Genomic DNA, 17,370 nt, shown 5'->3' on the forward strand with positions numbered 1-17,370 from the left:
CGCCCGGATGGAGCACCGGGAGTCACACCGTTACTCAACAAACCGGTTTCAGTGCATGACTGTGACGGCCCTAAACTGTCCCCCGTGACCGAGAAGACTCAGCAGACGCCAGCCAGCAACCCCGAACTGCCGACCCAGTACACACCGGCCGAGGTAGAGGGGAAGCTGTACGAGCGCTGGGTGGAGCGGGGTTACTTCGAAGCCGACGAGCACAGCGAGAAGCCGCCGTACTCCATCGTCATCCCGCCGCCGAACGTCACGGGCAGCCTGCACCTCGGGCACGCCTTCGAGCACACGCTGATCGACGCCCTCGTCCGCCGCAAGCGCATGCAGGGCTTCGAGGCGCTCTACCAGCCCGGCATGGACCACGCCGGCATCGCCACCCAGAACGTCGTCGAGCGCGAGCTCGGCAAGGAGGGCAAGTCCCGCCACGACCTGGGCCGCGAGGCCTTCGTCGAACGCGTCTGGAAGTGGAAGAACGAGTCCGGCGGCCAGATCTCCGGCCAGATGCGCCGGCTGGGCGAGGGCGTCGCCTGGTCCCGCGAGCGCTTCACCATGGACGAGGGCCTGTCCACCGCCGTCCAGACCATCTTCAAGCGGATGTACGACGACGGTCTGATCTACCGCGCCGAGCGCATCATCAACTGGTGCCCGCGCTGTCTGACCGCGATCTCGGACATCGAGGTCGAGTACCAGGACGACGACGGCGAGCTCGTCTCCATGACGTACGGGGAGGGCGACGACACCATCGTCGTCGCGACGACCCGCGCCGAGACGATGCTCGGTGACACCGCCGTCGCCGTCCACCCCGACGACGAGCGTTACAAGCACCTCGTCGGCAAGCAGATCAAGCTGCCGCTGACCGACCGCACGATCCCCGTCGTCGCCGACCACCACGTCGACCCGGAGTTCGGCACCGGTGCCGTCAAGGTCACCCCCGCCCACGACCCGAACGACTTCGAGATCGGCAAGCGCCACGACCTGCCGTTCCTCACGGTCATGGACGAGCGCGCGGTCATCACCGTCCCCGGCCCGTTCGAGGGCCTGGACCGGCTGGAGGCCCGTTCCGCGATCGTCGGCGCGCTGCGCGCCGAGGGCCGGATCGTCGCCGAGAAGCGTCCGTACGTCCACTCCGTCGGCCACTGCTCGCGCTGCAAGACCACCATCGAGCCGCGCCTCTCCCTCCAGTGGTGGGTCAAGGTCGCCCCGCTCGCCAAGGCGGCCGGTGACGCCGTCCGCGACGGCAAGGTCAAGATCCACCCGCAGGAGATGGAGAAGCGGTACTTCGACTGGGTCGACAACCTCCACGACTGGACGATCTCGCGCCAGCTCTGGTGGGGCCACCGCATCCCCGTCTGGTACGGCCCGAACGGCGAGGTCGTCTGCGTCGGACCGGACGACGAGGCACCCACCGGCGAGGGCTGGACGCAGGACAGCGACGTCCTGGACACCTGGTTCTCCTCCGGCCTGTGGCCGTTCTCCACGCTCGGCTGGCCCGAACGGACCGACAGCCTCGCGAAGTTCTACCCGAACTCCGTCCTGGTCACCGGCTACGACATCCTCTTCTTCTGGGTCGCCCGGATGATGATGTTCGGCCTGTACGTCAACGAGGGCGTCCCGCCCTTCGGGACCATCGTCCTGCACGGCATGGTCCGCGACGAGCACGGCAAGAAGATGTCGAAGTCCTTCGGCAATGTCGTCAACCCGCTGGACTGGATGGACAAGTACGGCTCCGACGCGCTCCGCTTCACCCTGGCGCGCGGTGCCAACCCCGGCGTCGACGTCCCGATCGGAGAGGAGTGGGTCCAGGGCTCCGCCAAGTTCTCCAACAAGATCTGGAACGCCACCCGCTTCGCCCTGATGAACGGCGCCACGATCGAGGGCGAGCTGCCGTCCGCCGACGAGATGTCGGTGACCGACCGCTGGATCCTGTCCCGCCTCAACCGGACCGTCGCCGAAGTCGACGCGTACTACGACGACTTCCAGTTCTCCAAGCTCAGCGAGGCGCTGCGGCACTTCGCCTGGGACGAGGTCTTCGACTGGTACGTCGAGCTGTCCAAGACCACGTTCTTCGCGGGCGGCCGTCCGGCCGAGGTCTCGGGCCGGGTCCTCGGCGAGGTCCTCGACGTGATGCTGCGGCTGCTGCACCCGGTCGTCCCGTTCGTCACGGAGACGCTCTGGACCGCGCTCACCGGCCGGGAGTCCGTCGTCATCGCCGACTGGCCCACCGACTCGGGCTTCCGCGACGGCGCGGCCGAGCAGGAGATCGCGCTCGTCCAGCAGGTCGTCACCGAGGTCCGCCGGTTCCGCTCCGACCAGGGCCTGCAGCCCGGCCAGAAGGTCCCGGCCGAGCTCACCCTGACCGGCACGCCGCTCGCCCCGCACGAGGCGGCCATCCGCCAGCTGCTGCGTCTCCAGCCCGCCGAGGAGGGCTTCCACGCCACCGCGTCGCTGCCCGTCGCGGGGGTCACGGTCGCCCTCGACCTCTCCGGCACCATCGACGTCGAGGCCGAGCGCAAGCGCCTGACGAAGGACCTGGGCGCCGCCGAGAAGGAGAAGGCCCAGGCCCTCGGCAAGCTCTCCAACGAGGCGTTCCTCGGCAAGGCCCCGGACAACGTGGTCGACAAGATCCGCGGCCGGCTCGCCAAGGCCGAGGCCGACATCGAGCGGATCTCCGGTCAGCTGGCGAACCTGCCGCAGAGCTGATGACCTGAGCACGGAGCCCCCGTACCCCTGACCGACCAGGGGCACGGGGGCTTCGCCCTTTCCGCGTACGGCGGGACCGCCCGTGCGGCAGCCGCCCGGGTACACCAGGACTCCGGCGCCACCGGGCCCGCGGTCACCGGCTCCGCGTCGCGCCGCGCCTTCGCCGGGCCGTTGCGGCCGCGCGCAGCCTCCGCCGTCGGGTGCGGCGAGCAGGACCAGTGGCCGGGACGCACATCTGCGCCATGTGCCCGCCCGGCGCGACATGCCGACGGCGCTTCCCGCGTGGGTGAACCGGGCCCGCCGCCGGGCGCTGCGTGCGATGTCCGTGCCCATCCGTAGACTGGCCCCGTGAGTGAGCCCCGCCCTTCCGACCGGCATGACGACTCCGATCCCGACGAGACCTTCGCGGAGATCGTCGACGAAGAGACCCAGCGCGACCCCGACCTGGCGGTGATCGAGGCCGGGAGCCGCACGCTGCGCACCCGCTCCGGACCCCCGCAGGGCGACGAGGTCCCGGCCCGCCCCGCCGACCCCGAGGTGGACAAGGCGCTGCGCGCCGTGGAGCAGGAGCTCGCCGGACGCTGGGGCGAGACCAAGCTGGAGCCCTCCGTCGCGCGCATCGCCGCGCTGATGGACGTGCTCGGCGAGCCCCAGCGCGCGTACCCCTCGATCCACATCACCGGGACCAACGGCAAGACGAGCACGGCCCGCATGATCGAGGCGCTGCTCGGCGCCTTCGACCTGCGCACCGGCCGCTACACCTCGCCGCACGTCCAGTCGATCACCGAGCGGATCAGCCTGGACGGTTCCCCGATCGACCCCGAGCGGTTCATCGAGGCGTACCAGGACATCAAGCCGTACGTCGAGATGGTCGACGCCCAGCAGCCCTACCGGCTCTCCTTCTTCGAGGTGCTGACGGGCATGGCCTACGCGGCCTTCGCCGACGCGCCGGTCGACGTCGCGGTCGTCGAGGTCGGCATGGGCGGCAGCTGGGACGCGACCAACGTCATCGACTCCTCGGTCGCCGTCGTCACCCCCATCTCGCTGGACCACACCGACCGGCTCGGCACCACGCCCGCCGAGATCGCCGGTGAGAAGTCCGGGATCATCAAGCAGGGCGCCACGGTCATCCTGGCCCAGCAGCCGGTGGACGCCGCGCAGGTCATGCTGAAGAAGGCCGTCGAGGTCGACGCCACGGTCGCCCGCGAGGGCATGGAGTTCGGCGTCGTCCAGCGCGAGATCGCGGTCGGCGGCCAGCTGCTGACGCTGCGCGGCCTCGGTGGCGCGGCCACCGAGTACACAGAGATCTTCCTCCCGCTGTACGGCGCCCACCAGGCGCACAACGCGGCGGTGGCGCTCTCCGCGGTGGAGGCGTTCTTCGGGATCGGTGCGGAGCGGCCCGGTTCGCTCGACGCCGACACGGTCCGTCGGGCGTTCGCCTCGGTGGTCTCCCCGGGCCGCCTCGAAGTCGTCCGCTCCAGCCCCACCGTCGTCCTGGACGCGGCGCACAACCCGGCGGGCGCCCGCGCCACCGCCGACGGCCTCTCCGAGGCGTTCGGCTTCTCCCGGCTGATCGGTGTGGTCGGCGCCAGCGGCGACAAGGACGTCAAGGGGCTCCTCGAAGCCTTCGAGCCGATCTTCGCCGAGGTCGTCGTCACCCAGAATTCCACCGCCCGCGCGATGGACGCCGACGAGCTGGCCGCCGTCGCGGTCGAGGTCTTCGGCGAGGACCGCGTCCAGGTGGAGCCGCGCCTGGACGACGCCCTGGAGGCGGCGATCACCCTCGCCGAGGAGGAGGACGAGTACGCGGGCGCCGGGGTGCTGGTGACCGGTTCCGTGATCACGGTCGGCGAGGCCCGGCTGCTTCTGGGAAGGCGCTGACCCATGCGTACGCTCTGTGCATCCACGCTGATCGGTGAGTTCTTCGTGATCGGCTTCGCCGGACTCGTCGCCATGAAGTCCGACGATCTGACCCATGCCACGGTCTGGACGGTCTGCGGCGTCGGCATGCTGCTCGCCGTGCTGCTCTGCGGGATGATCACCCGGCCCGGCGGGGTGCAGCTCGGCTGGGCGCTGCAGATCGCCCTGGTGCTGAGCGGCTTCGTCGTCCCGATGATGTTCATCCTCGGCGTGGTCTTCGCCGGTCTGTGGTGGGCCTCGGTGCACTACGGCCGCAAGATCGACGAGGCGAAGGCCCGGTGGGCGGCCGCGCAGGAGGCGGCCGGGGCCCCGGCCGGCGGCTGACCCGGTGCCCGGTGGCCAAACCCGGCCGCCGGGCCGCCCCCGTACCCCTGTAGCCTCGGTTCACCGCACCCGCATGCCTGCAAGGAGCCGCACACCATGACCCAGCGCACCCTCGTTCTCCTCAAGCCCGACGCGGTCCGGCGCGGACTGGTCGGCGAGATCGTCGGGCGGATCGAGCGCAAGGCCGGCTGGCGGATCACCGCACTGGAGCTGCGCACCCTCGACCGCGCCACGCTGGAGCAGCACTACGCCGAGCACGTCGGCCGCCCGTTCTACGAGCCGCTCGTCGAGTTCATGCAGTCCGGCCCGATCGTGGCGCTGGTCGCCGAGGGCGAGCGGGTCATCGAGGGCATCCGTACGCTGGCCGGCCCCACCGACCCGATCGCCGCCGCGCCCGGATCCATCCGGGGCGATTTCGGCACCATCACCCGGGAGAACCTCATCCACGCCTCGGACTCCGAGGAGTCCGCGGAGCGGGAACTGAAGCTCTTCTTCCCCGGAATCGTCTGATCCGCGATCAGCCGAACAGCGCTCATGACCTGGGGCGACCGAAGTAATTCGGTCGCCCTTCGGTATAGGGTCCCAGATCGCGGGAACGCATCCCTCCGACGTAACGTCACCATGAGTGGAACGGCCACCCGTTCCGCCCACAATGGCGAAGGACCCTCGCGCGGTGTCCGTCAATACGGCACTACGATGGAATCTTCCACGCCCACAGCGCTCACCTCGCCGTCCAGAACAAGCCACATCGCTTTCTCGGAAGGCCCGACGCATCCTCAATGGGGAACAAGGGGAAATCAATGTCGTTCATCGGCCGTGACATGGCTATCGACCTCGGGACTGCCAACACGCTGGTGTACGTCAGGGGGCGCGGCATCGTTCTGAACGAGCCGTCCGTCGTGGCCATCAACACCAACACCGGCGGCATCCTGGCGGTCGGCTCCGAGGCCAAGAAGATGATCGGGCGTACACCGGGCAACATCGTTGCCGTACGGCCCCTGAAGGACGGCGTGATCGCCGACTTCGAGATCACCGAGCGGATGCTCCGCTACTTCATCCTGAAGATCCACAAGCGTCGCTACCTGGCCCGCCCGCGGGTCGTGGTCTGCGTGCCCTCCGGTATCACCGGGGTCGAGCGACGCGCCGTCATCGAGGCGTCGACGCAGGCCGGTGCGCGCCAGGTGCACATCATCGAGGAGCCCATGGCCGCGGCCATCGGTTCCGGGCTGCCGGTCCACGAGGCCACCGGCAACATGGTCGTCGACATCGGTGGCGGCACCACCGAGGTCGCGGTCATCTCGCTGGGCGGAATCGTCACTGCCCAGTCGATCCGCGTCGCCGGCGACGAACTGGACAACGCGATCATCCAGCACGTCAAGAAGGAGTACTCCCTCCTCCTCGGCGAGCGCACCGCCGAACAGATCAAGATCACCATCGGTTCGGCGTACGACATGGACAAGGACGAGCACACCGAGATCCGCGGCCGCGACCTGGTCTCCGGGCTGCCCAAGACCGTGGTCATCTCGGCCGCCGAGGTCCGCAAGGCCATCGAGGAGCCGGTCAACGCGATCGTCGACGCCGTGAAGACCACGCTCGACAAGTGCCCGCCGGAGCTCTCCGGCGACGTGATGGACCGCGGCATCGTCCTGACCGGCGGCGGCGCGCTGCTGCGCGGACTGGACGAGCGGCTGCGCCGCGAGACCGGCATGCCGATCCACATCGCGGAGGACCCGCTGGACTCGGTGGCGCTCGGATCCGGCAAGTGCGTCGAGGAGTTCGAGGCGCTCCAGCAGGTGCTGGACGCCCAGCCCCGCAGGTGAGCAACTCCGCAGGTGAACAACACAATCGGTCCGCCGTACGGAACACTTCCGTTCCGTACGGCCGATCGTTGATATACAGGCACGAACATTCCGACGAGGAAGGCACGGCCGCCGCACGTGAGGGACACACGAGAGAGCCGGCTGCTCCTGGTGCTGCTGATCGCCATCGCGTTCGCATTGATCACGGTGGATATCCGCGGGGGCGAGGAGTCACCGGTGGACGGCGCCCGGCGGGCCGCCGCAGCGGCCTTCGGGCCGGTGGAGAACGGCGTCGCGGCAGCCGTCGACCCGGTGGGCAACGCCATAGGGGCGGTACGCGACTCCGGTGAACGGCACAACCGGATCGCCCAGCTGGAACAGCAGAACGCCGCGCTCAAGACGAAGCTCGGCAGCGACGACCGCAACCGCAACCGGGTCCGCGAGCTGGACCGGATGCTGAAGAAGTCGGCCGCCGGCCAGTACGGCATCAAGGGCGCCGAGGTCATCGCCATAGGAGCGGCCCAGGGCTTCTCCTGGACGGTCACCATCGACGCGGGTTCCAGCGACGGAATCAAGCGCGACATGACGGTCATCAACGGTGACGGCCTGGTCGGCCGGGTCACCACCGTCGGCCCGGACACCGCCACGGTGCTCCTCGCCAACGACCCCGACTTCACGGTCGGCACCCGCATGGAGAAGACCGACGAACTGGGCTTCGCCACCGGGCAGGGCTCCCAGCCGCTGTCCGTCCAGTTCCTCAACGGCAAGGCCAAGGTGAAGAAGGGTGACCGGCTGGTCACCTTCGGCTCCAGCAAGGACAAGCCCTTCGTGCCCGGCGTCCCGGTCGGCGAGGTCGTCCGCGTCGACCCGTCCGGCGGCGGCCTGACCCGTACCGTCTACGTCCGCCCGTACGTCGGCTTCACCAAGCTCGACATCGTCGGCGTCGTCGTCCAGGCCCCGCGCGAGGACCCTCGCGACATGGTCCTGCCGAAGCAGCCCGCCAAGCCCGCGAAGCCGAAGCCCACCCCCACGGTCACCGTCACCATCTCGCCCAACGGCGACGTCGTCGACACCGAAGGAAACGTGGTCGGGAACATCCACGAGAGCCCGGACCCCAGCGGCAGCACGGACGCCACACCGAACGCCGGCAACGCGGTCAACGAGCAGAGGTAGAGCTGATTCCCATGCGTCTGAACCGGATTCTGCTCTCCACCGTCCTGGTCGTCGTCGCCCTCGTCGTCCAGGTCTCCGTGCTCGCCCGCCTCCAGCTCCCCGGCGCCGTGCCCGACCTGCTGCTCCTCGTCGTCCTCGCCCTGGCCTTCGTGTACGGGCACGTCAGCGGCGCGCTCATCGGCTTCGGCGCGGGACTCCTCGCCGACCTGGCGCCGCCCGCGGACCACGCGGCCGGACGCTACGCACTGGTCCTGTGCGTCATCGGCTACCTCGCCGGACTGGCGAAGCCGGAGAACGGGCAGCTGAAGTCGGCGATGGTCCCGATGATCGGGGTGGTCACCGCGGCGATCGGCTCGACCCTGCTGTACGCGCTGGTCGGCGCGCTCGTCGGGGACACGGCGGCCCGTCATGTCGGCCTCGGCAGCCTGCTGTTCACCGCGGCCGTCTACGACCTGCTCCTCGCCCCCTTCGTCGTGCCGCTGGTCATGGCGATCGCCAGACGCACGGTGAACGACCCGCTCGCCGACTCCTCCGGCGGCGGCGACGTGGCCGCGGGCTGGCTCGCCTCCGGCACCGGACTGCGGATCGGCGGCCAGCGCGGCGGACTGCGCGTCAAGGCCGCCCGCAACCGAGCCTCCCGCGCCGGACGGATCAAGGGGGTCAAGCGACTGTGAGGCCGCACCACAGGCGGGACACCGCGCGTACCCCCGGCCCGACCACCACCGGGGGCGCCCCGTGACCAACATCCCCGAGACCGGCCGGACCCAGCGGGTCCAGATCCGGCTCATCGTCATCCAGGTCCTCGTCTTCTCCCTGCTGCTCACCCTCGGCGGGCGCCTCTGGTACCTCCAGATCCGCAACGGCCAGGAGTACAGCGACGAGGCGAAGAACAACCACGTACAGCAGGTCGTCCAGCCCGCGGTCCGCGGCTCCATCCTCGACGCGCGCGGTGTGCCGCTGGCCGACAACGAGACCCGTCTCGTCGTCTCCGCGAGCCGCACCGAGCTGATGAAGATGAAGGACGACGGCAAGAGCGTCCTGACCCGGCTCGCCGGCGTCCTCGGCATGAAGCCCAAGGAAGTCCTCGACAAGGTCCGGCTCTGCGACTCCAAGACCCCGCAGCCCTGCTGGAACGGCTCGCCGTACCAGCCGATCCCGGTCACCGACGAGGCCACCACCCAGCAGGCCCTGACGATCCGCGAACGCGCCGAGGACTTCCCCGGCATCACCGCCGAGCCCACCGCCGTCCGCCGGTACGCAGCCCCCGGAAAGGCCAACACCGCCCAGGTCCTCGGCTACCTCTCGCCGGTCACCGACGAGGAGATCACCAAGGCCCAGGACACCGACTCGCCGTACCTGCGCTCCGACCAGGTCGGCCGTTCCGGCCTGGAGCGCACCTACGACAAGGAACTGCGCGGCAAGGCCGGCGTCACCCGCTACGAGGTCGACAACCTGGGCCGGGTCATCGGCCAGGCCAAGAACGACAAGGCGGAGCCCGGCTCCAGCGTCGTCACCTCGATCGACGCCCGGGTCCAGGCCGTCGCCGAGTACGAGCTCAACGGGGCCATGAAGGAGGCCCGCAAGTCCTTCGACAAGAACACCGGCGAGAACTACAAGGCCGACTCCGGCGCCGTCGTCGTCATGGAGGCCAAGACCGGCCGCGTCGTCGCGATGGCCTCCCTGCCGAACTACGACCCCAACTCCTGGGTCGGCGGCATCTCCGCCAAGGACTACGCCAAGCTCACCGGCAAGAACTCCAACTTCCCGCTGCTGAACCGGGCCATCCAGGGCCAGGCCGCCCCCGGCTCGATCTTCAAGGTCATCTCCTCGACCGCCGCGGTCAACGCCGGATACCCCTTCAACGGCCACTACCCCTGCCCCAGCTCGTACAACGTCGGCGGGCAGACCTTCAAGAACTTCGAGTCCCAGGGCTACGGCGACATCACCATCGGCCGGGCCCTCGAAGTCTCCTGCGACACCGTGTACTACGGCATCGCGCACAAGGAGTGGCTGAAGGACGGCGGGATGAGCCCCAAGAAGGGCGCCAAGGACTGGTTCTACAAGACCGCCCACCAGTTCGGCCTCGGCAAGGAGACCGGCATCGACCTCCCCAACGAGGTCAGCGGCCGGGTCCCCGACCGCAAGTGGAAGCAGGACTTCTACAAGGCGAACAAGGACGCCTGGTGCAAGCAGGGCAAGAAGGGCGGCACGTACGTCGAGCAGATCGCGTACGAGAACTGCCTCGAAGGCAACAAGATGCGCGCCGGTGACTCCGTCAACTACTCGATCGGCCAGGGCGACACGCTCGTCACCCCGATCCAGATGGCCACCATCTACGCCGCGATCTCCAACGGCGGCACCCTCTACGACCCCACCGTCGGCAAGGCGGTCGTCAGCGGCGACGGCAGGACCGTCCAGGAGATCAAGCCCGAGTCGCACGGCAAGCTGCCCTTCACGCGCAAGACCCGCAACGAGATAGACGGCGCCCTCGCGGGTGTCGCGACCCGCGGTTCGGCCGCCTGGCGATTCGGCGGCTGGCCGCAGGACAAGATCCCGATGCACGCCAAGACGGGTACGGCCGAGGTCTACGGCAAGCAGACGACCTCCTGGTTCGCCACGTACACCAAGGACTACTCGATCGTCATGACGATCTCCCAGGGCGGTACGGGCTCCGGCGCCTCCGGGCCCGCCGTGCGCAACATCTACGACTCCCTCTACGGTCTCGACGACTCCGGCAAGCAGGACCTGAAGAAGGCGCTGCTGCCCACCCCGCAGAAGTCCCTGCCCAAGATCCAGCAGGACGGCTCGATCGACGCCCCGGAGATCAAGCCGTACAACCCGGCCTCGCAGAAGGCCCCGGAGGAACAGACCCTCGCCGCGATCCTGGGGAGGCGTGACTGATGGCCGGCTTCTCCGTCCAGCGGTACGCCCCCGAGCGGTCCGCCTGGGGCAAACTCACCGCCCGCGACTCCGTCGTACGCAAACTCGACTGGCCGCTGCTCGGGTCCGCGATCGCGCTCTCCTTCATCGGTTCGCTGCTGGTCTACTCGGCGACCCGGGGGCGCGACTCGCTCACCCACGGCGATCCGTACTACTTCCTCTTCCGGCATGCCCTGAACACCGGCATCGGCTTCGCCCTGATGGTCGGCACGATCTGGCTCGGCCACCGCACCCTGCGCGGCGCCGTCCCGATCCTCTACGGCCTCTCGGTGCTCCTGGTGCTGGCGGTGCTCACCCCGCTCGGCGCCACGGTCAACGGCGCCCACGCCTGGATCATCATCGGCGGCGGATTCTCGCTCCAGCCGTCCGAGTTCACCAAGATCACCATCATCCTGGTCATGGCGATGCTGCTCGCCGAGCGCGTCGACGCGGGCGACCAGCTCCACCCCGACCACCGGACCGTAGCCAAGGCCCTCGGCCTGGCGGCCGTCCCGATGGCCGTCGTCATGGGAATGCCGGACCTCGGCTCCGTGATGGTCATGGTCGTCATCGTGCTCGGCGTACTGCTCGCCTCCGGCGCGTCCAACCGCTGGATCGCCGGACTGCTCGGCGCGGGCGTGGCCGGCGCGATCGCGATCTGGCAGCTCGGCCTGCTCGACGAGTACCAGATCGCCCGCTTCGCCGCCTTCGCCAACCCCGCGCTCGACCCGGCGGGCGTCGGCTACAACACCAACCAGGCACGCATCGCGATCGGCTCCGGCGGACTCTCCGGAACGGGCCTCTTCCACGGCACCCAGACCACCGGCCAGTTCGTCCCCGAACAGCAGACCGACTTCGTCTTCACCGTCGCGGGCGAGGAGCTCGGCTTCCTCGGCGCCGGCCTGATCCTCGTGCTGCTCGGAGTCGTCCTGTGGCGCGCCTGCCGGATCGCCCGCGAGACGAGCGAGCTGTACGGCACGATCGTGGCCGCCGGAATCATCGCCTGGTTCGCCTTCCAGGCCTTCGAGAACATCGGGATGACGCTCGGCATCATGCCGGTTGCCGGGCTCCCGCTGCCGTTCGTGTCGTACGGAGGATCCTCGATGTTCGCCGTCTGGGTGGCCGTCGGACTGCTCCAGTCGATCAGGGTGCAACGGCCGATAAGCGCCTGAGCCGGTACCGCAGCACTGCCCATTCGCGCACATCACGTCTAGATTCGGGTCATGGCGGACTCGAAGCGTGAGATCGAGCGGAAGTACGAGGCCACCGCGGCCACCCGGCTCCCGGACCTGAGCCGGGTCGCCGGGGTCGTCGCCGTCGCCCACCGCGGCGTCACCGAACTGGACGCCGTCTACTACGACACCGAGGACCTCCGGCTCGCGGCGGACTCCCTCACCCTGCGCCGCCGCACCGGCGGGAGCGACGCGGGCTGGCACCTCAAGTTCCCGGTCGCCTCCGGCATCCGGGACGAGCTGCAAGAACCCCTCTCCGACGCCCTGCCCCGCTCCTTCGCGGAGCTGCTGCGCTCCCGGGTCCGCGGCCGCGGCCTCGTCCCCGTCGTCCGGCTGGTCTCCGCCCGCGACGTCCACCACCTCCTCGACGCGGAGGGCGCCCTGCTCGCCGAGGTGAGCGTCGACCGGGTGCGGGCCGAACGGCTGACGGGCGGCGGCTCCACGGCCGCCTGGACCGAGATCGAGGCCGAACTCGCGGACGACGGCGACCCCGCGTTCCTCGACGCCGTGGAGCGCCGGCTGCGCAAGGCCGGGATCCGCCCGTCCGCGTCCCCGTCCAAGCTGTCCAGGGCGCTCGCCGAGACCGCGCCGAAGCGGAGGAAGAGCCGGGCGGGCCGGGAAGAGGCCCCCACGGGCCGGAGGAAGAGCCCCACGGGCAAGCCACGGCGGAAGCCCACCGCGGGCGATCACGTTCTCGCGTACGTCCGCCACCAGGCCGAGGCGATCGTCGCCCTGGACCCCGCCGTGCGCCGCGATCTCCCCGACTCCGTGCACCAGCTGCGGGTCGCCACCCGCAGGCTGCGCAGCGCGCTGCGGACGTACCGGAAGATCCTCGACCGCGACATCACCGACCCGGTGGGGGCCGAGCTGAAATGGCTGGCCGCCGAGCTGGGCGTCGAGCGCGACCAGGAGGTGCTCGACGCCCGGCTGCGCTCCGGCCTCGACGCCCTGCCCCGCACTCTGGCCCGCGGCCCGGTCCGCGGCCGGCTCCGCGTCTGGGCGGTGGCCCGCCGCGACAGCTCCCGCCGCCGCACCCTCGCCGTGCTCGACGGGAAGCGCTACCTGGCCCTCCTGGAGAGCCTCGACGCCCTCCTCACCGCCCCGCCCCTGCTGCCCGCCGCGTCCCGCGCCCCGGAGCGGGCCCTGTCCCGCGCGGTGCTGAAGGAGTACCGGCGCCTCGCGACCCGGGTCGGCCGCGCCCTGGAGCTGCCGCCCGGCCACGGCCGGGACCTGGCCGTGCACGAGGCCCGCAAGGCCGCCAAACGCGTCCGGTACGCGGCGGAGGCGGCCCGGCCCGCCCTCGGCGGTCCCGCCAAGCGGTTCGCCAAACGGATGAAGGCCGTCCAGAGTCTCCTCGGCGACCACCAGGACAGCGTGGTGGCCCGCGAGGCGCTGCGCACCCTGGCCGCCCGGGCGCACGCGGCGGGGGAGCCGGCCTTCACCTGGGGACTGCTGTACGGACGGGAGGAAGCGGCCGCCGCCGCCCGCGAGCGGGAACTGCCGGAGGTCTGGGAGCGGGCGTCGCGGGCGGAACTCCGGGCGGCGCTGGGAGGCTGAGCATCGGGGTACGCTTGATGGTCACCCTTGCCGGCTCTCGAAAGTTCGCGATGTCTGTCGATTCGGTCTTCCCACAGCTCGAAGCTCTGCTCCCGCATGTGCAGAAGCCCATCCAGTACGTCGGCGGTGAACTGAACTCCACCGTCAAGCCGTGGGACGAATGCGACGTCCGCTGGGCGCTGATGTACCCGGACGCGTACGAGGTCGGGCTCCCCAACCAGGGCGTCATGATCCTCTACGAGGTACTCAACGAGCGGCAGGGCGTGCTCGCCGAGCGCACCTACAGCGTGTGGCCGGACCTCGAAGAGCTGATGCGCGAGCACCAGGTCCCGCAGTTCACCGTGGACAGCCACCGCCCGGTCAAGGCGTTCGACGTCTTCGGGCTGAGCTTCTCCACCGAGCTCGGCTACACCAACATGCTCACCGCGCTCGACCTCGCGGGCATCCCGCTGGAGGCCCGGGACCGCACGATCGACGACCCGATCGTCCTCGCGGGCGGCCACGCCGCGTTCAACCCCGAACCGATCGCCGAGTTCATCGACTGCGCGGTCATCGGCGACGGCGAGCAGGCCGTCCTGGAGATCACCGAGATCGTCCGCGCCTGGAAGGCCGAGGGCCGCCCCGGCGGCCGCGAGGAGGTGCTCTTCCGTCTCGCGAGGACCGGCGGCGTCTACGTGCCGGGCTTCTACGACGTCGAGTACCTCCCGGACGGCCGCATCGGCCGTGTCGTGCCCAACAGGTCGGGCGTGCCGTGGCGGGTCTCCAAGCACACCGTCATGGACCTCGACGAGTGGCCGTACCCGAAGCAGCCCCTCGTCCCCCTCGCCGAGACCGTCCACGAGCGGATGTCCGTCGAGATCTTCCGCGGCTGCACCCGCGGCTGCCGTTTCTGCCAGGCCGGCATGATCACGCGCCCCGTGCGGGAGCGAAGCATCACCGGCATCGGCGAGATGGTCGAGAAGGGCCTCAAGGCGACCGGCTTCGAGGAGGTCGGCCTGCTCTCGCTCTCCTCCGCGGACCACACCGAGATCGGCGAGATCGCCAAGGGCCTCGCCGACCGGTACACCGAGGACAAGATCGGCCTCTCGCTGCCCTCCACCCGCGTCGACGCGTTCAACGTGGACCTGGCCAACGAGCTGACCCGCAACGGCCGCCGCTCCGGACTCACCTTCGCCCCCGAGGGCGGCTCCGAGCGGATGCGCAAGGTCATCAACAAGATGGTCTCGGAAGAGGACCTCATCCGCACCGTCGCCACCGCGTACGGCAACGGCTGGCGCCAGGTGAAGCTGTACTTCATGTGCGGCCTGCCCACCGAGACCGACGAGGACGTCCTCCAGATCGGCGACATGGCGGTCAACGTGATCGCCAAGGGCCGCGAGGTCTCCGGACAGAACGACATCCGCTGCACCGTCTCCATCGGCGGCTTCGTGCCCAAGCCGCACACCCCGTTCCAGTGGGCCCCGCAGCTGAGCGCCGAGGAGACCGACGCCCGGCTGACCAAGCTCCGCGACAAGATCCGCGGCGACAAGAAGTACGGCCGCTCCATCGGCTTCCGCTACCACGACGGCAAGCCCGGCATCGTCGAGGGCCTGCTCTCGCGCGGCGACCGCCGGGTCGGCTCCGTCATCCGGGCGGTCTACGAGTCCGGCGGCCGCTTCGACGGCTGGCGCGAGCACTTCAGCTACGACCGCTGGATGACCGCCGCCGGGAAGACGCTGCCCGAGTACGGCGTGGACGTCGACTGGTACACCACCCGCGAGCGGAGCTACGAGGAGGTCCTGCCCTGGGACCACCTGGACTCCGGCCTCGACAAGGACTGGCTCTGGGAGGACTGGCAGGACTCGCTCGACGAGACCGAGGTCGAGGACTGCCGCTGGACCCCGTGCTTCGACTGCGGCGTCTGCCCGCAGATGGACACCAGCATCCAGATCGGCCCGACCGGCAAGAAGCTGCTGCCGCTGTCGGTCGTGAAGTAGCCGCCCGCTCCGCGAGTCCGTACCGCGAGGTGACGACTCGGTGACGAGGGCCCGGCCCGGGAAACTCCCGGCCGGGCCCTCGCGTCGTCCACGGCATGGGCTACGGCGGACACCGGGCCCGGCGGGGTGCGAGGCCGACGGAGGCTGTCCGGCCACGCTGACCGGGCTCCCGGCGCGGAACGTGGTGCTGGTCGTCGCCCTGCCCGTGCGAATGGCCTGGGACGCCCTGGTGGTGGCGGCCCGCGCCGTCGACCGGACTTTGTCGCGCCCGCTGGGCCGCGCGCTGACCCGGCTGGACGAGTCGGTGCTCACCCAAGTGCCCGGCACCTGGTCGGGGCGCCGCTGACCTGGGCCTACCGCACCGTCTGCACACCGGTGGGCATTTCGTGCGCGATCAGGTCCGGGCCCCGGCCGGGCAGGTCGCCGTCGAGACCGGGCGCGCGGTCCGGCCGGCGCGGCGCTCGGCGCGCGAGACCGTACGCGGGGCACGCCGCGGCGCGTGGCGGGCGCCGGCCGGCGGGCCGGGGGAGTCCGGTCCCCGGGAACCCGGGAGCCCTCTTGCGCGTAGGCTGGGTGCTACGCAACAAACAACGACTGTGCCCAGCGCGGCGCCCGAACCAGAGATCTCCCCGCCCGGAGCGAGAAAGGCCGGGTGGGGGTGAGCCGGACCGGACACCCCGGGCCACCGCATTTCGAGGGCGGCGTGCCACCGCGTCCGCCCCGCACCGAGGAGAAGAACCACTGGGCAAGCGACAGCCCGAAGGCCCGCCGCCCGCACCGGCAGTGCAGCGCATCCGACTGCGCTACACCAAGCGCGGCCGCCTCCGGTTCACCAGTCACCGAGACTTCCAGCGCGCCTTCGAGCGGGCACTGCGCCGCTCCGAGGTGCCCATGGCCTACTCGGCCGGTTTCACCCCGCACCCGAAGGTGTCCTACGCCAACGCCGCCCCGACCGGTACGGGCAGTGAGGCCGAGTTCCTGGAGATCGCCCTCACCGAGACCCGCGATCCGGCCGTCCTGCGCGATCTGCTCAACGCCTCGCTGCCGGACGGTCTCGACGTCACCGATGCGGTGGAGGCCCGGACCTCGGGTCTCGCCGACCGGCTGACCGCCTCCGTCTGGGAACTCCGTCTCGACGGGGTCGCCGTGGCGGACGCGGCGAAGGCCGTGGCCGCGTTCAACGAGGCGGAGACCGTCGAGGTCCAGCGCCGCGCGAAGAACGGCATGCGCACCTTCGACGCCCGCGCCGCCGTGGTCGATCTGCAGGCCCTTGATCCACAGGCTGATAGGCCCGAGGACAAGCCCTGTGCGATACTGCGGCTGGTTGTTCGGCACTTGACACCTGCCGTGCGACCTGACGACGTCCTGTCCGGTCTCCGCGTTGTGGCCGACCTGGCGCCGCCGGTCCCCGCAGCGGTGACCAGGCTGGCGCAGGGGCTCTTCGACGAGGAGTCCGGCACGGTGACCGACCCGCTCGCGCCCGACCGCGAGGCAGCCCCGGCCGCTCCATCCACAGCCGCCGGGAACGCCGTCGCGACGGCGCCGGAAGGTGCAGGTTCCGCGTAAGGCGGTCGTTGCAGCGCAGCCCCCGACTCGGGAGCCATCCGGTTCGGGCCGCGCGATGACCCATAAGACTTTCGCCAGGCCGTACGCACCACGCGTACGGAACCGGCGAGCCAGACATTGAGCTCCCGTGCGGCGCCCGCGCCCCGGACGGCGGAGCCGCGTACATCACGCGGACCGTGCCGGACCGGAACCAGACGC

The 17,370-nt window shown here is 70.4% G+C and carries 13 protein-coding genes; all 13 read left to right on the forward strand.

Going from position 1 to position 17,370, the window contains the following annotated elements:
- The first annotated feature begins 84 nt into the window (after window positions 1–84).
- The 13 genes from ACGF8B_RS27890 (at window position 85) to ACGF8B_RS27950 (ending at window position 17,172) form a co-directional block, all read left to right on the forward strand.
- Complete coding sequence (locus ACGF8B_RS27890; RefSeq protein WP_392743869.1) at window positions 85–2,706, forward strand: valine--tRNA ligase; 2,622 nt, start codon at window positions 85–87, stop codon at window positions 2,704–2,706.
- A 348-nt stretch (window positions 2,707–3,054) separates the two neighbouring features.
- The gene (locus ACGF8B_RS27895; protein WP_392743871.1) at window positions 3,055–4,587 is read left to right on the forward strand and encodes a bifunctional folylpolyglutamate synthase/dihydrofolate synthase; all 1,533 of its coding nucleotides are present in this window, start codon (window positions 3,055–3,057) and stop codon (window positions 4,585–4,587) included.
- Between the two features lie 3 nt (window positions 4,588–4,590).
- Complete coding sequence (locus ACGF8B_RS27900) at window positions 4,591–4,950, forward strand: DUF4233 domain-containing protein (protein ID WP_392743874.1); 360 nt, start codon at window positions 4,591–4,593, stop codon at window positions 4,948–4,950.
- Window positions 4,951–5,046: 96 nt separating this feature from the next.
- Window positions 5,047–5,460, forward strand: coding sequence for a nucleoside-diphosphate kinase (gene ndk, locus ACGF8B_RS27905; protein ID WP_342283052.1), 414 nt, complete (start codon window positions 5,047–5,049; stop codon window positions 5,458–5,460).
- Between the two features lie 290 nt (window positions 5,461–5,750).
- A complete protein-coding gene (locus ACGF8B_RS27910) occupies window positions 5,751–6,770 on the forward strand; it encodes a rod shape-determining protein (protein WP_124717728.1) in 1,020 nt (339 codons plus the stop codon).
- Between the two features lie 117 nt (window positions 6,771–6,887).
- Complete coding sequence (gene mreC / locus ACGF8B_RS27915; RefSeq protein ID WP_392743878.1) at window positions 6,888–7,922, forward strand: rod shape-determining protein MreC; 1,035 nt, start codon at window positions 6,888–6,890, stop codon at window positions 7,920–7,922.
- Between the two features lie 11 nt (window positions 7,923–7,933).
- On the forward strand, window positions 7,934–8,596 hold the full coding sequence (mreD, locus tag ACGF8B_RS27920) for a rod shape-determining protein MreD (protein ID WP_392743880.1): 663 nt from the start codon (window positions 7,934–7,936) through the stop codon (window positions 8,594–8,596).
- Between the two features lie 61 nt (window positions 8,597–8,657).
- Window positions 8,658–10,823 (forward strand): penicillin-binding protein 2, encoded by a 2,166-nt coding sequence (gene mrdA / locus ACGF8B_RS27925; protein ID WP_392743883.1) that lies wholly within the window; start codon window positions 8,658–8,660, stop codon window positions 10,821–10,823.
- On the forward strand, window positions 10,823–12,013 hold the full coding sequence (rodA, locus tag ACGF8B_RS27930; RefSeq protein WP_124717732.1) for a rod shape-determining protein RodA: 1,191 nt from the start codon (window positions 10,823–10,825) through the stop codon (window positions 12,011–12,013). Before mrdA ends, rodA begins: the two co-directional genes overlap by 1 nt.
- A gap of 51 nt (window positions 12,014–12,064) precedes the next feature.
- A complete protein-coding gene (locus ACGF8B_RS27935) occupies window positions 12,065–13,630 on the forward strand; it encodes a CHAD domain-containing protein (RefSeq protein ID WP_392743885.1) in 1,566 nt (521 codons plus the stop codon).
- A 50-nt stretch (window positions 13,631–13,680) separates the two neighbouring features.
- Window positions 13,681–15,606 carry a TIGR03960 family B12-binding radical SAM protein gene (locus tag ACGF8B_RS27940; protein ID WP_392743888.1) on the forward strand — a complete coding sequence of 642 codons (1,926 nt, stop codon included), beginning with the start codon at window positions 13,681–13,683 and terminating at the stop codon, window positions 15,604–15,606.
- Between the two features lie 181 nt (window positions 15,607–15,787).
- Window positions 15,788–15,952, forward strand: coding sequence for a hypothetical protein (locus tag ACGF8B_RS27945; protein ID WP_392743891.1), 165 nt, complete (start codon window positions 15,788–15,790; stop codon window positions 15,950–15,952).
- A gap of 437 nt (window positions 15,953–16,389) precedes the next feature.
- Entirely contained in the window at window positions 16,390–17,172 is a 783-nt protein-coding gene (locus tag ACGF8B_RS27950; protein WP_392743893.1) for a TIGR03936 family radical SAM-associated protein, read from the forward strand.
- Window positions 17,173–17,370 lie beyond the last annotated feature (198 nt).

Origin of the sequence: Streptomyces sp. NPDC047917 (assembly GCF_043204345.1) — a bacterium.
GTDB classification, from domain to species: domain Bacteria; phylum Actinomycetota; class Actinomycetes; order Streptomycetales; family Streptomycetaceae; genus Streptomyces; species Streptomyces sanglieri.